This window comes from Actinomadura livida (genome assembly GCF_014648675.1).
Lineage (GTDB): Bacteria > Actinomycetota > Actinomycetes > Streptosporangiales > Streptosporangiaceae > Spirillospora > Spirillospora livida.
Map to the genome: position 1 here is coordinate 206,165 of NZ_BMRO01000013.1, position 13,619 is coordinate 219,783.

General features: G+C 72.3%; 11 protein-coding genes. 5 read left to right on the top strand and 6 right to left on the bottom strand.

All coding sequences use genetic code 11. The features are described from left to right. The first annotated feature begins 26 nt into the window (after window positions 1–26). Window positions 27–1,688: an MDR family MFS transporter gene (locus tag IEZ03_RS28625; RefSeq protein ID WP_268248568.1), complete on the top strand. Its 1,662-nt coding sequence runs from the start codon at window positions 27–29 to the stop codon at window positions 1,686–1,688. A 34-nt stretch (window positions 1,689–1,722) separates the two neighbouring features. Here IEZ03_RS28625 and IEZ03_RS28630 read toward each other — a convergent pair whose 3' ends face one another. The 5 genes from IEZ03_RS28630 to IEZ03_RS28650 all read right to left on the bottom strand — a co-directional run bounded on the left by IEZ03_RS28630 (window position 1,723) and on the right by IEZ03_RS28650 (window position 9,362). Beyond that, window positions 1,723–2,748: a SecDF P1 head subdomain-containing protein gene (locus tag IEZ03_RS28630; protein WP_221480910.1), complete on the bottom strand. Its 1,026-nt coding sequence runs from the start codon at window positions 2,746–2,748 to the stop codon at window positions 1,723–1,725. A gap of 230 nt (window positions 2,749–2,978) precedes the next feature. After that, window positions 2,979–4,010 carry a 2-oxoacid:ferredoxin oxidoreductase subunit beta gene (locus tag IEZ03_RS28635; protein ID WP_246488411.1) on the bottom strand — a complete coding sequence of 344 codons (1,032 nt, stop codon included), beginning with the start codon at window positions 4,008–4,010 and terminating at the stop codon, window positions 2,979–2,981. A 70-nt stretch (window positions 4,011–4,080) separates the two neighbouring features. Continuing rightward, a complete protein-coding gene (locus IEZ03_RS28640) occupies window positions 4,081–5,922 on the bottom strand; it encodes a 2-oxoacid:acceptor oxidoreductase subunit alpha (protein WP_184889257.1) in 1,842 nt (613 codons plus the stop codon). A 517-nt stretch (window positions 5,923–6,439) separates the two neighbouring features. Continuing rightward, window positions 6,440–7,660, bottom strand: a complete 1,221-nt coding sequence (locus IEZ03_RS28645; protein ID WP_184889255.1) for a LolA-like protein — start codon at window positions 7,658–7,660, stop codon at window positions 6,440–6,442. A 637-nt stretch (window positions 7,661–8,297) separates the two neighbouring features. Beyond that, complete coding sequence (locus IEZ03_RS28650; RefSeq protein WP_184889253.1) at window positions 8,298–9,362, bottom strand: hypothetical protein; 1,065 nt, start codon at window positions 9,360–9,362, stop codon at window positions 8,298–8,300. 375 nt (window positions 9,363–9,737) lie between these two features. Here IEZ03_RS28650 and IEZ03_RS28655 point away from each other — a divergent pair, with 375 nt between their 5' ends. The 4 genes from IEZ03_RS28655 to IEZ03_RS28670 all read left to right on the top strand — a co-directional run bounded on the left by IEZ03_RS28655 (window position 9,738) and on the right by IEZ03_RS28670 (window position 12,729). Then, complete coding sequence (locus IEZ03_RS28655) at window positions 9,738–10,109, top strand: NADH-quinone oxidoreductase subunit A (RefSeq protein WP_132051206.1); 372 nt, start codon at window positions 9,738–9,740, stop codon at window positions 10,107–10,109. An 82-nt stretch (window positions 10,110–10,191) separates the two neighbouring features. Then, a complete protein-coding gene (gene nuoB / locus IEZ03_RS38970) occupies window positions 10,192–11,217 on the top strand; it encodes an NADH-quinone oxidoreductase subunit NuoB (RefSeq protein WP_308428001.1) in 1,026 nt (341 codons plus the stop codon). Then, window positions 11,214–11,783 carry an NADH-quinone oxidoreductase subunit C gene (locus IEZ03_RS28665; protein ID WP_229808642.1) on the top strand — a complete coding sequence of 190 codons (570 nt, stop codon included), beginning with the start codon at window positions 11,214–11,216 and terminating at the stop codon, window positions 11,781–11,783. Before nuoB ends, IEZ03_RS28665 begins: the two co-directional genes overlap by 4 nt. Beyond that, a complete protein-coding gene (locus IEZ03_RS28670; protein WP_132051204.1) occupies window positions 11,776–12,729 on the top strand; it encodes a complex I subunit 1/NuoH family protein in 954 nt (317 codons plus the stop codon). The genes IEZ03_RS28665 and IEZ03_RS28670 overlap by 8 nt, the downstream gene beginning before the upstream one ends. A gap of 18 nt (window positions 12,730–12,747) precedes the next feature. Here the strand turns inward: IEZ03_RS28670 and IEZ03_RS28675 are convergent, their stop codons facing one another. Further along, complete coding sequence (locus tag IEZ03_RS28675; protein ID WP_184890955.1) at window positions 12,748–13,410, bottom strand: helix-hairpin-helix domain-containing protein; 663 nt, start codon at window positions 13,408–13,410, stop codon at window positions 12,748–12,750. Window positions 13,411–13,619: the final 209 nt, after the last annotated feature.

A 13,619-nucleotide genomic window follows, 5' to 3' on the forward strand; every position in this document is an offset into this window, starting at 1 on the left:
GGTTCGCGGGCCGGTATGGGGGCAGAGTGGCTCAAGCGAACGCGGCGTCGCACGGTCCGGCGGCGGAACCGGAACCCGAACCGGAGTCCGGACCGGCCACAGGGCCCGAACCCGGGCAGGGGCCGGTCCGGCCGCAGTACACGCACCGCCAGATCCTGAAGATCCTCTCCGGGCTCATGATGGCGATGCTGACCTCGATGCTCTCGACGTCGGTCATCGCCACGGCGCTGCCGACGATCGTCGGCGACCTCGGCGGCCAGGACAAGCTGTCCTGGGTCGCCAGCGCCGCGCTGCTCACCATGACGGCCTCGACCCCGCTCTGGGGCAAGCTGTCGGACATCGCGGGCCGCAAGCTGATGTTCCAGACCGCCCTGCTCATCTTCGTCGTCGCGTCGATCGGCGCGGGGATGTCGCAGGACATCGGTCAGCTCATCGCGTTCCGCGCGGGCCAGGGCCTCGGCGCGGGCGGGCTCGCCGCGCTGGCCCAGGTGATCCTCGCGGACGTCGTCGAGCCGCGGCAGCGCGGACGCTACGCCGGCTTCATGGGCGCCGTCTTCGGGGTCTCCACCGTCGCGGGCCCGCTGCTCGGCGGCTTCATCGTGGACGCCGACGTCCTCGGCTGGCGCTGGTGCTTCTACGTGTGCGTCCCGATGGCCGTGGTGTCGTTCTTCGTCATCCAGCGGGTGCTGCGGCTGCCGAGGGTGCGCCGCGACACCAGCGTCGACGCGTTCGGCGCGATCACCATCACCGGCAGCGCCGCCATGCTGATGCTGCTGCTGTCCATGGGCGGGACGGAGTTCCCGTGGAACTCGGCATGGACCTACGCGCTGGGCGGGGTCACCGCCGTCCTGCTCCTGCTCGCGATCGTCGCCGAGCGCCGGGCCCGCGACCCGATCCTGCCGCCCCGGCTGTTCCGCAACCGGATGTTCGTGCTGACGTCGTTCGTCTCGATCTGCGTCGGGATGGCGATGTTCGGCGTGATGATCTACATGCCGCAGTACCTGCAGATCGTCAAGGGGATGAGCCCGACGGCGTCCGGCCTGATGACGCTGCCGCTCGTGCTCGGCATGCTCGTCACCTCCACCGGATCCGGCCACATCGTGACCAGCACGGGCCGCTACAAGATCTTCCCGGTGCTCGGTCTCGGCTGCGTCGTCATCGGGATGTTCCTGCTGTCGCGGCTGCACACCGGCTCCTCGTCCGTGCTGATCGGCGCGGACCTCGCCGTCCTCGGCATCGGGATGGGCCTGACGCTGCAGATCCTGATCCTCGCCTCGCAGAACGCCGCCGCGCCCGGCGACATGGCCTCGACGACGTCCGGGGTCTCGTTCTTCCGCAACCTGGGCGGCGCGGTCGGCGTGGCCGCGTTCGGCGCGATACTCACCAACCGGGTCGCGGCCGAGATCGCCTCCGGGCTGCGCGCCGCGGGCGTCCGGGCCGCGCCCGGCGGGACCGAGCTCGGGGCGCCGGACGAGATCGCGCGGCTGCCCCAGCCGGTGAAGGACATCGTGCGGGACGCCTTCAGCAGCGCGCTGGAGACCGTCTTCCTCGTCGGGATCCCGGTGGCGGTCCTCGGGTTCGTCGCCGTGCTGGCGATGAAGGAGCTGCCGCTCCGCGGGTCCGCGAGCCGCGGCAAGGGCCCCGCCGCCGCGCCCCCGGTCGAGGACATCACCGCCCGCCACCTGTGAGCGGCCCGGCCGCAGGGAGGGTCGGCAGGGAGGGTCAGCGGCCCTTCAGCTCGCGGACCAGCCTGTTCGCCGAGGCGCGGTCCGGCGGGCCGGTCACGACGACCTTCCCGTCCAGGATCGCCATGTCGACCCGGGGCAGCGTGACGATGCGGTTCCGCACGACGAACGCGAGGTCCCGCCCGACCGTCGCCCGGGTCAGGTCGGCGAACGCCTTCCGGTCGGCGGGCCGCAGCGTGACCGCCACGTCGTGGCCGCCCGGCTGCACGCGCGACTTCTGGACGCGCAGGTCGGCGACCTTGTGGATCGCGATGCCCTGGGCGAGCCCGTAGCAGGTCGGGCCGGTCCCGGACTGGCCCGTGATCCCCTGCGTCCCGGCCGGGCACTGCCCGGGGGTCGTCTGCGTGACGGGGTAGATGTGCAGCGGCGCGGCCAGCGTGACCGGCTGCGTCCGCATGGACGACGCGATCAGCGCGCCGGTCACCGCGACCGCGGCGATCAGCAGCCCCAGCGTGAGGACCATGACGAGCATCGCCGAACGGTGCTGGTCGGCGGCCCTGGCCGCGGACGGGAGCTCCCGCTGCGGCCGGCCCCGCCGCGCCGCCCGGCTCCGCTTGACCTCCGCCGCCACGCGCTGCCGCTCGGCCGCCCGCGCCCGCCGCCGCGCCGCCGCGGTGTCGGTGGCCGCGTCAGGGGCATCGGCTTCCGGGACGGCGGGCAGGACGGCCGTCGTCTTCTCCCCGCCGCTCGCGGGTTCGCCGGCCTCCGCACGGGCCGTGTCGATCGGCTGGGTCTCCGCGCTTTCCGCCGGGGCGGGCGGCCACTGGGGAGCGGGGTCCGGGACGGCCGGTGACTCCCCGGCCCCGGAGGCGCCGGGCCGCTCTCCGGCCGGCTCCTCGGACGGCTTCCCGGACGGCTTCTCGGGCGCGTCCTTGGCCTCGTCTGTGGTCTCGTCCTCAGGCGAGCCTTCGGGCGCCCCTTCGGCCGGCTTCTCGGACGACGGGTCGCGCGCGGGCTCCTCGTCCTGCCGACGATTCCTGCTGCGGCGCGGAATGACCCGCATCGTCACCTCCCCGGCTTCATGATCCGCTCAGCAGTCTTTCAGCCGGAGCCGCGGTCCCGCACCGTCTCCCGGCCGAATGCGGCCACGGGATCACCCCGGTTGCTCACCATGTGACAACCGTGCCCCGTCCGCCGGGTTTCAATGCCGAAGGCCCGGCCCCGGGGGAAACCGGGACCGGGCCTTCGGGCCGTGCGCGGCCGGGGACCGGCCGCCGTGCTCAGTCGATGCGGTCAGTCGATGCGCCAGGTGTCGCCGCTGCCGAGCAGCGCCGCCAGGTCGCCCTCTCCCTCGGACTGGACGGCGTCGTCGAGCTGGGCCCGCATCAGCTCGTCGTACGACGGGCGGTCCACGTCGCGGAAGATGCCGATCGGGGTGTGCTCGAACGCCGGCTGGTCCAGCCGCGACAGCGCGAACGCCTGCGACGGGTCCGGGTTGTGCGCGTCGTGCACGGCGATCTCGGACGGGTCGACGTCCGCGACCCGCACGACCTCGAACGACCCGGCCGCGTTGCGGCGCAGCGCCTTGGAGCGGTCCGCGCCGAACACGATCGGCTCGCCGTGCTCCAGCCGCACGGTGACGTCGTCGCGGACGGCCGCGTCCTTCAGCGGCTCGAACGCGTTGTCGTTGAAGATGTTGCAGTTCTGGTAGATCTCCACGAGCGCGGTGCCGCGGTGCTGCGCCGCCGCCCGCAGCACCGACTGCAGGTGCTTGCGGTCGGAGTCGATCGTCCGCGCGACGAACGTGCCCTCCGCGCCGATCGCCAGCGACAGCGGGTTGAACGGCGCGTCCAGCGAGCCCATCGGCGTCGACTTGGTGATCTTGCCGAGCTCGGACGTCGGCGAGTACTGCCCCTTGGTCAGCCCGTAGATCCGGTTGTTGAACAGCAGGATCTTCAGGTTGACGTTGCGGCGCAGCGCGTGGATGAGGTGGTTGCCGCCGATGGACAGCGCGTCGCCGTCCCCGGTCACCACCCACACCGACAGGTCCGGCCGGGACGTGGCGAGGCCCGTCGCGATCGCCGGCGCGCGGCCGTGGATCGAGTGGAACCCGTAGGTGTTCATGTAGTACGGGAACCGCGACGAGCAGCCGATGCCGGAGACGAACGTGATGTTCTCCCGGCGCAGCCCCAGCTCGGGCAGGAAGGACTGGACCGCCGCGAGGATCGCGTAGTCACCGCACCCGGGGCACCAGCGCACCTCCTGGTCGGTCTTGAAGTCCTTCATCGTCTGCTTCTCGTCCGCCTTCGGGACGAGGGACAGCAGCGACCGGCCGTCCGCGGCGGTGGCCCCGTTGCCGTTGCCGTTCGCGGAGCCGTTGCCGTTCGCTCCGTTGTCACTCACTCTCGATCACATCCTGGATGACGCCCTGGAGCTCCTCGGCCTTGAAGGGCAGGCCGCGGACCTGGTTGTAGCCGATCACGTCGACGAGGTACCGGCCGCGCAGCAGCATCCCGAGCTGGCCGAGGTTGATCTCCGGGACGATGACCTTGTCGTAGGAGCGCAGGACCTCCGGCAGGTTCGCCGGGAACGGGTTGAGGTGCCGCAGGTGCGCCTGCGCCACGCTCCGCCCCTCCTTGCGGACCAGCCGGACGGCGGCGGAGATCGCGCCGAACGTCCCGCCCCAGCCGAGCACGAGCACCCGCGCGCTGCCGGACGGGTCGTCCACGGCGAGCGGCTCGATGTCGTTCGCGATCCCGTCGACCTTGGCCTGGCGGAGCCGGGTCATCTTGTCGTGGTTGGCCGGGTCGTAGGAGATGTTGCCGGACCCGTCGGCCTTCTCCAGGCCGCCGATCCGGTGCTCCAGCCCCGCCGTGCCCGGGATCGCCCACGGGCGGGCGAGGGTCTCGGGGTCGCGCGCGAACGGCTGGAAGTCCTCCTGTGAGGGCGCCGCGAAGTCGGGCTCGATCTTCGGCAGCGCCGCGACGTCCGGCAGCCGCCACGGCTCGGAGCCGTTGGCGAGGTAGCCGTCCGACAGCAGGATCACCGGGGTGCGGTACTTCACCGCGATCCGGGCCGCCTCCAGCGCCGCGTCGAAGCAGTCCGACGGGGACTGCGGCGCGATCACCGGGACGGGCGCCTCGCCGTTGCGGCCGTACATGGCCTGCATCAGGTCGGCCTGCTCGGTCTTGGTCGGCAGCCCGGTGGACGGCCCGGCCCGCTGCACGTCGATGACCAGCAGCGGAAGCTCGGTCGCGACGCCGAGGCCGATCGTCTCGCTCTTCAGCGCGATGCCCGGCCCGGACGTCGTGGTGACGCCGAGGGACCCGCCGAACGAGGCGCCGAGCGCCGCGCCGACCGCGGCGATCTCGTCCTCGGCCTGGAACGTGCGCACGCCGAACTTCTTGTGCTTGGAGATCTCGTGCAGGATGTCGGACGCCGGCGTGATCGGGTAGGAGCCGAGGAAGATCGGCAGCCCGCTCTGCACGCCCGCCGCGACCAGCCCGTAGGCCAGCGCCATGTTCCCGGTGATGTTGCGGTAGAGGCCCGGCTCGTGCTCGGCCGGCTTGATCTCGTACTGCGTCGAGAACGCCTCGGTCGTCTCGCCGTAGCTCCAGCCCGCCTGGAAGGCCGCGATGTTGGCCTTCATGATCTCGGGCTTCTTGGCGAACTTCCGCTCCAGGAAGGCGATCGTCCCCTCGGTGGGACGGTGATACAGCCAGGACAGCAGCCCCAGCGCGAACATGTTCTTCGCGCGTTCGGCGTCCTTCTTCGTGATGTCGAAGTCGGCGAGCGCCGTCACCGTCATCGAGGTGAGCTGCAGCGCGTGCACCCGGTACTCGGCGAGCGAGTCGTCCTCGACGGGGTTCGCCGCGTAGCCGACCTTGGCCAGGTTGCGCTTGGTGAACTCGTCGGTGTTGACGATCAGATCCGCCCCGCGGGGGAGGTCCCCGAGGTTGGCCTTGAGGGCGGCGGGATTCATCGCGACCAGGACGTTGGGCGCGTCGCCCGGGGTCAGGATGTCGTGGTCGGCGAAGTGCAACTGGAAACTGGACACGCCGGGAAGGGTCCCGGCGGGGGCGCGGATCTCGGCCGGGAAGTTCGGCAACGTCGACAAGTCGTTGCCGAACGCCGCCGTCTCCTGGGTGAAGCGGTCGCCGGTCAGCTGCATGCCGTCGCCGGAGTCCCCGGCGAATCGGATGATGACGCGGTCGAGCTGCTGGACCTGTTTGGTCACAGAGGAAGACCTCCTCGACGCGCAGCACCCGTCCTGGGGGAGGCACCCAGGATCGTGATGCTACTTAGGCTTACCTTCATGGTATGTCCGGGGTGGGATGGGTTAACGGGGACGGGTTGCTCACCGGGACGAAGGCAGGCGCCACCCGGTGCTGTCCGGTTTCCGGTGGCCGCCGGTCATGGGAGGCATGGACCGTGGCCGCCGCTCCGCCCGTCATGTGACGTCCCGCTCCAGGGAGGTCGTGACCCCGTATAGCACAAGACGTATCACTTCGGTGCGAGGTTCACGCGGCTCCCCGGGATTCGGGCAGGTCCTATCCGGATGTACGACCTGGACGGGTCCCCGAGTTCATCCCGAACACAGGCTGCTGCGCTGGCGGCACAGGTCGACGTGCAGGCGCCTGACCAGCCGCGCGGGATTCGTCGAGGAGCTACGGCTCCCCACCGGCGTGGAGTTCACAGCCCGCAGTGTAGATGGACCGAATTTCGTTGAAGGCCACCGCCCCTGGTCAAGCGCGTCATGACCCTCCCGGAGCCTGCGATGTCGCGACCTCCGGAGCGGCCGACCGGCCCGCCGAAGGACCCGGCTCGGCGGGCACCGCCGGGGTCGGGGGCACCACCGCGGCGCGCTCCTTGTCCACCTTGGCGAGGAGCTTGTCGACGGCGTCCTCCGCCACGGCCTCCCCGACCACGTGCGCCGTCGCCGCGTACGGGTAGGCGCCGGGGTTGTCCAGGGCCTGCCGCATCCAGGTGCGCCACTGCCTGCTCGTGACGGTGCAGCGGAGCGTCATCGAGCGGTCCGCCGGCACCGGCTGCGACGCGATGCAGGATCCGAGCGGCCTGCCGCGCGACGAGAGCGACGCCCGCAGCGCCACCCGCGCGCCGTCCGGCACCGCGCCCGCCGGCTCGGCCAGCGTCGCGGGCACGCTCACGGTGCAGCCGTTGGTGTTCTGGTCGCAGTTGGCGAACGTCAGCGCCCCCGGCTTGAAGCGCAGCCCGGGGTCGGCGGCGCCGCCGAGGTTCGCGACGCGGGGCCGCAGCTCGGCGAACACCGTCGCCGGGGCCGCCACGGGCGCGACGGTGAACACGGGCGCGTTCGGCCCGGCGGCGCGCACCGACAGCAGCCGGTGCGGAGGCGCCGAGGCCATCAGGTACTCCGCCCCCTGCGCCTTCACCACGTACGCAGGGACGCCGTTCACGGTCTCCGTGGGCGGCTTCGCCGGGGCCTGGGCCAGCCTCCGCGCGATGGACTCCGGCCCCAGGACGCCCGGCACGTTGAAACCGGGCATCGACTTGGGCGCCTTGGACCACCGGCCCGCGTAGTACTCCGTCTTGGCCACGCCCGTGACGTAGTCGCGCCAGAACGCCGGCCCGGCGTTGATGTAGGTGTCGCCGCCGATCGCGATGACGTTGGCCGTTACCGGCCCCGCCGTCAGCGTGCCGGTCGCCAGCCCTGACGGGGTCAGCCGCAGGTGCGCCTGGACGGGCCTGCCGCCGACCGTCATCGTCCCGTCGTAGCGCAGCCCCGTCCCGGACGTGAGCCGCTGCCCCGCCTGGACCGTCCACGCCGGAGGAGCGGCCCGCACGGTCGGCTCGGCCCGCTTCTCGGCCGGCTCCTCACCGCCGCTGACGGCGACGGCCGCCACGGCCCCCGCCACCACCACGACCCCCGCCACGCCGACGAGGACGAACAGCTGCCCCTTCCGCCCCCTGTTCTGCCGTCCAGGCGCACCGGGCATCACCACTCCGGCAGCGGGACCGCCCGGAGGAACCGGGCCGCCTGCACCGCCCGGGCCGTGCCCGCCGGGGAAGGCGGCGTCGCCCGCACCAGCGGGTGCGCCTGCGCCGGCCGGGGGGCTCATCGGAGCTTGGGCGTTCGGAGGCATGGGGCCACCCGCGTGCGCGGGGCCGCTCGGAGGCATGTGGGCGCCCGCGCCGGACTCCGTCGGACCGTGGCCGTCCGGGGACGGCGGCGCGCCTGCGCCGGTGGGTGGAACGGTCCTGCCCGCCACGACTACGTCCGGCCGGACGGGTTTCGGGGTGGGACCGGGGCTGGGGGCGTCCGCGGGAGACGGGGTGGAGGAGGCCGTCGGTGACGGGTCGTCCTGTTCAGGGCTCACTCGGGCTCACTCTGCTCACTTCGGGGGCCGGGTTCGGCCCGACCGTCAGGGACAAAGCAAGGAATCTGCGGGTGCCCTCCAGAGGGTGCCGACGGGGTCGCGGACGTTCGCCGATCGGGGAAACGGCCGCCGGACCCCTATGGGGCGTTCCCAGAAGCATAAAGGGGCCCGGCGGCGCTTCCTCCTGGTTCGGGGGAAGCGCCGCCGGGCCGCCGGGGGCGGCGGGATCAGCGCCTGGGGCGCCTCACCTGCCGCCTCACTCGCTGTCGAGTCCGTTCTGCAGCGCCTGGACCTCTTCGGAGGTGGCGCCGATCACCTTGTAGTCGGCGTGCTTGTAGAACGTGCCGCCGGTACTCCTGGCCCAGCTCGCCCAAGCGCTGCTGGAGACGCGGCAGCTCGCCCACTGCGGGCTCGAGCTGGTGATGGTGATGGTCGCGGTGCAGTTGCCGAGGTCCCGGCCGGTCAGCGAACCGGCGGTGATGCGGAAGCGCACGTCGATGGTGACGGGCGTCTCCGCGTCGTACGGCGGGTTGATCTTGGCTTCGACGGTGCAGCCGGACGAGCTGTTGCAGCCGCCCTTCTTCCACTCGGCGACCCGCGGCTGGGCGGAGGCGTTGAAGGAGTCCTTCAGCTCGCCCATGCTGGTGCGCATGCCGGAGATGACGGACGAGGCCTCGCTGGAGCCCTTGGGGGTGACGTCCACGCGGACGCGCGGGGTCGTCGCCTCGTACCGCAGCAGCTCGGCGTCGTCCTCGTCGGTGATGTAGATCGTGGACGAGAACGTGCTGAACTTCAGGGCCTTCTTGCCCTGCCAGCGGGTCTCGATCGGCTTGACGCTGGACGTCCGCGCCGCGCGGATCCTGCTCGCCAGCGCCGTCGGCGACAGCTGCGACTTGAAGTCGATGTTCAGCTCGTCGTGGTCCATGCGGCCCCACTGCTCGCCGCTCTTGAGGAAGAACGGCTCGTCGCCCGAGATCTCCCGCTCCCAGTACGACTTGTCGGCCTTCACGAACAGCTTGCCGTCGGCCGCGAGCAACGTGACCCTGGAGCCGTTCCAGGTGACCGGCCCGGTCGCGCGGCCGCCCTTGGTGACGTTCAGCTCGCCCCGCAGCGTCCCGGCACCGCCGAAGGTGCCGTCGAGCTCGACGGCCTCAGCCGCCGACATGTTGCTCGCCGCGGCCGTCAGCTTCTCCTCGGGGGACTTGCCGCCGCTCGCGGTCGCGACGATCACGATGACCCCGATGAGCAGCAGCACGACGAGGCCGCCGCCGAGGATCGCGGCGATCACCACCCCGCCCCCGCCGCGCTTCGGCGGCGGCATGCCCGGGCCCATGGGGCTGCCCGGGGGCGGCGGGAAGAAGGGAGGAGGCGTTCCGGAGCCGCCGAAACCCCCGGGCGGGGGCGGCGGTGGCGCGCCCGGTCCGCCGGGAGGCGCTCCGGGACCACCGGGACCCGGCCCGCCCGGACCCGCGGGCGGCGGGGGAGGCGGCCAGGATGCGCCGCCCGGAGACTCCCATCCCGGTGGAGGCGGGGGGTTGCTCATCTGGTCACGTCCTTCCAGGTCAACTGACCTCAATGCGTACCTAGTGTGCAGCAAAACCATGACATTGTGATCCTCCGGGGCGGAGGTACAAGGTCACACTCCCGTGACGCTGTCTCGGGGGATACTGGATCAGACGCACACGAGGAGGATTTGGTGCATAACTATTTCGACACATATGTCGTCGTGGTCGTACTGCTCCTCGTGGGCGCCGGGATCGTCGCCGGCGGGCTCGGCGCGAACCGCGCGCTGCGTCCGAACCGCCCCACGGCGGAGAAGCTGACGACCTACGAGTGCGGCGTCGACCCCGTCGGAGAGGGCTGGGCGCATTCGTACGTCCGCTACTACGTCTTCGCCTACCTGTATGTCGTGTTCGCCGTAGACGCGGTGTTCCTCTTCCCTTGGGCAACGATCTTCTCCGAGCCCGGTTACGGTGCGACGACGCTCGGAGAAATGTTCGTCTTCCTGGGATTCCTCGCCACCGGGCTCGCGTACGCGGCGAAGAAGGGCGTCCTCTCCTGGGTCTGAACCGGCGGTCCCGGGGCCGAACCGGGGACGATCCCGGCTCCGGCCCTGTAACCGGATCCCGCAGGACTGTAACAATGCTCCCGTGGGCACTGTCGATCTACCGCCGCCGAGCGTCGGGCCGCTGTCGCGGCTGGCGCCGAAGCCGATCAAGTTCGTGCTCAACTGGGGCCGCCGCTACTCGCTGTGGGTCTTCAACTTCGGCCTGGCCTGCTGCGCCATCGAGTTCATCGCGACGTCCATGGCCCGCCACGACTTCATCCGGCTCGGCGTCATCCCGTTCGCGCCCGGTCCCCGGCAGGCCGACCTCATGGTCGTCTCCGGCACGGTCAGCGACAAGATGGCTCCCGCGGTGCGCCGCCTGTACGAGCAGATGCCCGAGCCGAAGTACGTCATCTCGTTCGGCGCCTGCTCCAACTGCGGCGGGCCGTACTGGGACTCGTACTGCGTGACCAAGGGCGTGGACCAGATCGTCCCGGTCGACGTGTACGTCCCGGGCTGCCCGCCCCGTCCCGAGGCGCTGCTGCACGGCATCGTCCACCTCCAGGAGAAGATCGCGGGCGAGTCGCTCGGCGACCGCTACAGCGGCGGCGAGCCGATGTCGCCGCCGCCCCCGCCGCGCCCGCTGGAGGCGACGGTCCTGCGCCGCCCCCTCCAGCCGCCGCCCCCCGCCGACCTGGACGAGGAGGAGACGTTCGGGCACTGGAACGTCATGGCGGACGAGACCGGGCAGGCCGGTGCGGGGCCGGAGGACGCGACCATGCCCGTCCAGCACCTCGGTGACGCGCCGGAACCCGCCGCCCAGCCCGAGGCGAGCGACGAACCGCCGGTCCGCCCGGACGAGGACGAGACGCGTCCGGTCCCCGTGGTCGAGGAGCCGCCGGGCCCGGCCGATGAGACGCTGCCCGTTCCGGCCATCGAGGACGAGCCCGCGGAGAGCGCCCACCCGGACGACGAGACGCGCCCCGTCCCCGTGGTCGACGAGCAGCCCCCGGCGGAGGGGAACGCGCGGCCCGGCCGGCGTGCCCGCGACAGGTCCGAGCACGACCCGTCGATCATCCCCGGCCTGGCCGACGACGGGCACGACGACCAGATCGGACGCGACCGGTGACCGGGGAACCGGCCGGCGGCCCCGACCTGACCGGCGCCTGGACCGGCCGCTTCGGCGACGAGATCAGCACCGAGGAGACGTTCGGCGGCCTCGCCGTCGGGGTGCCGCCGGAGTACTGGGTGGACGCCCTGACGTTCGCCCGCGACGAGCTGTCCTGCGGGTTCTTCGACTGGCTGACCGGGGTCGACGAGCTGGACGAGGGCTTCGCCGTCGTCGTCCACGTGTACTCGCTCGAACACCGCCACCATCTGCTCGTCCGCACCCGCGTCCCGCGGCGGGCGCCGGTGCTGGCGACCGCCACGGGCGTCTACCGCGGCGCCGAGTGGCACGAGCGCGAGACCGCGGAGATGTTCGGCATCCTCTTCGAGGGCCACCCGAACCTGGTGCCGCTGCTCCTCCCGGACGGCTTCGAGGGGCATCCGCTGCGCAAGGACTTCGTGCTCGCCTCCCGCGTCGCGAAGGCGTGGCCGGGCGCCAAGGAACCGGGCGAGTCCGGCCACGGCGCGCCCAGCCGCCGCCGCGTCCGACCGCCCGGAGTGCCGGACGACTGGGGGCCCGATGCTTGAGATCGTCGTCAAGCTGGCCCTGGTGGCCGCCGCGTTCGCGTTCCTCCCGCTCCTGGTGGGACAGGCGGAGCACAAGGTCATGGCGCACATGCAGGGCCGTCTCGGCCCCATGTACGCGGGCGCCTTCCACGGCTGGGCGCAGCTCGTCGCCGACGGGGTGAAGTTCGCGCAGAAGGAGGACGTGGTCCCGCGCGACGCCGACCGCTGGGTGTTCAAGCTCGCGCCGGGCGTCGCGCTCGTCCCGTACCTGCTCGTCCTGCTGGTGATCCCGGTCGGCCCGGACGGGCAGGTCGCGCTCGACCTCGGGCCCGGGGTCTTCTTCGCGCTCGCCGTGATGGGCGTCGGCGTGATCGGCGCGATCATGGCGGGCTGGGCGAGCGCGAACAAGTACTCGCTGCTCGGCGGGATGCGCGTCGCGGCCCAGCTGATGTCCTACGAGCTGCCGATGGTGTTCGCGGCGTCGTCGGTGGCGATGGCCGCGGGCACGCTGTCGCTGACCGGCATCGTGGACGAGTGGCGCTGGTGGTGGCTGCCGTGGCAGGCGGTCGGCGGCGTCGTGTTCTTCGTCGCGGGCCTCGCCGAGCTGCGCCGCCCGCCGTTCGACATGCCGGTCGCCGACTCCGAGATCATCTTCGGCCCGTACACCGAGTACGGCGGGCTGCGGTTCGCGCTGTTCATCCTGTCGGAGTACGCCGGGATCGTGGTGCTCTGCGCGCTGACGACCGTGCTGTTCCTCGGCGGCTGGAAGGGGCCGTTCCTCGACACCGAGCTCGGCTGGCTGTGGACGCTGCTCAAGGTGTTCGCGCTGGCGTTCTGCGTCATCTGGCTGCGGGTGAGCTACCCGCGCATGCGCGAGGACCAGCTCCAGAAGCTCGCCTGGGCGTGGCTCGTGCCGCTCTCGCTGGCGCAGCTCGCGCTGACGGGCGTCCTCAAGGTCGCGCTCTGAGGCGGGAGCCGCCGCCCCTCACCGCAGGAAGATCGTGTACTCGGCCATCTGGGGGAGGGCGTCGGGCGGGAGGTCGGCGTCCACCGCCATCTCCTCGGCGGACATGAAGCCGCCCTGCTCCTCGCGGCGGCGGACGACGCGCTCCACCATCTCGGGCGTCATGCCGGGCAGCGCGGCGAGGATCTCCGGCGGCGCGTGGTTGACGTCCACGAGGCCGCCGTCGTCGTAGGTGCGGGGGACGTCGGGCCGGCCGATGCGCAGCTCGCGGGCGAGCGCCGGGTCCTCGGCGGCGAGCGCGCGGGCCTCCTCGCGCAGCGAGCGGCGGTACTTGGCGACCTCGATGGCGTGCTGGTTGCGCCGGTTGCGCGGGATGTCGCGGGGGAAGACCGACGACCTGACGGCGAACGCGTGCCCGGTGCCCGCGATCCACAGCAGGATCGCCAGGAACGTGCCGATGACGGCGAAGACCGGGTTGCCGACCTGCAGCAGGGTCAGGACGGTGGCCGTGCCGAGGCCGTACCCGGCGGCGACGGCGCCGAGGCTCCACGACCTGCGCCGGACGGCCGCGTAGCAGAACGAGAACGGCGTCCCGTAGCCGAGGGTGACGAACGGCACGGCCGCCCAGACGACGCTGCGCGCGGTCTCCTGGGACGGCCCAGGGGCGGGCGGATGCGGCCGCACGGGCGCGAGCGGCGGGACGGGCGGGACCGGCGGGCCCGGAAAGGGCGGGCGCCAGCCGGGCGGGCCGAACGTCCTGCCGGGGGCCGGCCGCGGCGCCGGGCCATGCGGGGGAAAGTGCCCCCGCGCGTGGTCGGCACGCGGATCATGCGGACGGTGGTGCGGCACGGGATCATCGGGGCGGTCTGCGCGCTGATTCACATGCCCTCCCG

What these genes read in the sequence shown, in the direction of transcription:
- IEZ03_RS28630 (WP_221480910.1), bottom strand. Translation starts at nt 2,748, where the DNA reads ATGCGGGTCATTCCGCGCCGCAGCAGGAATCGTCGGCAGGACGAGGAG.
- IEZ03_RS28645 (WP_184889255.1), bottom strand. Translation starts at nt 7,660, where the DNA reads ATGCCCGGTGCGCCTGGACGGCAGAACAGGGGGCGGAAGGGGCAGCTG.
- IEZ03_RS28670 (WP_132051204.1), top strand. Translation starts at nt 11,776, where the DNA reads ATGCTTGAGATCGTCGTCAAGCTGGCCCTGGTGGCCGCCGCGTTCGCG.
- IEZ03_RS28650 (WP_184889253.1), bottom strand. Translation starts at nt 9,362, where the DNA reads ATGCCGCCGCCGAAGCGCGGCGGGGGCGGGGTGGTGATCGCCGCGATC.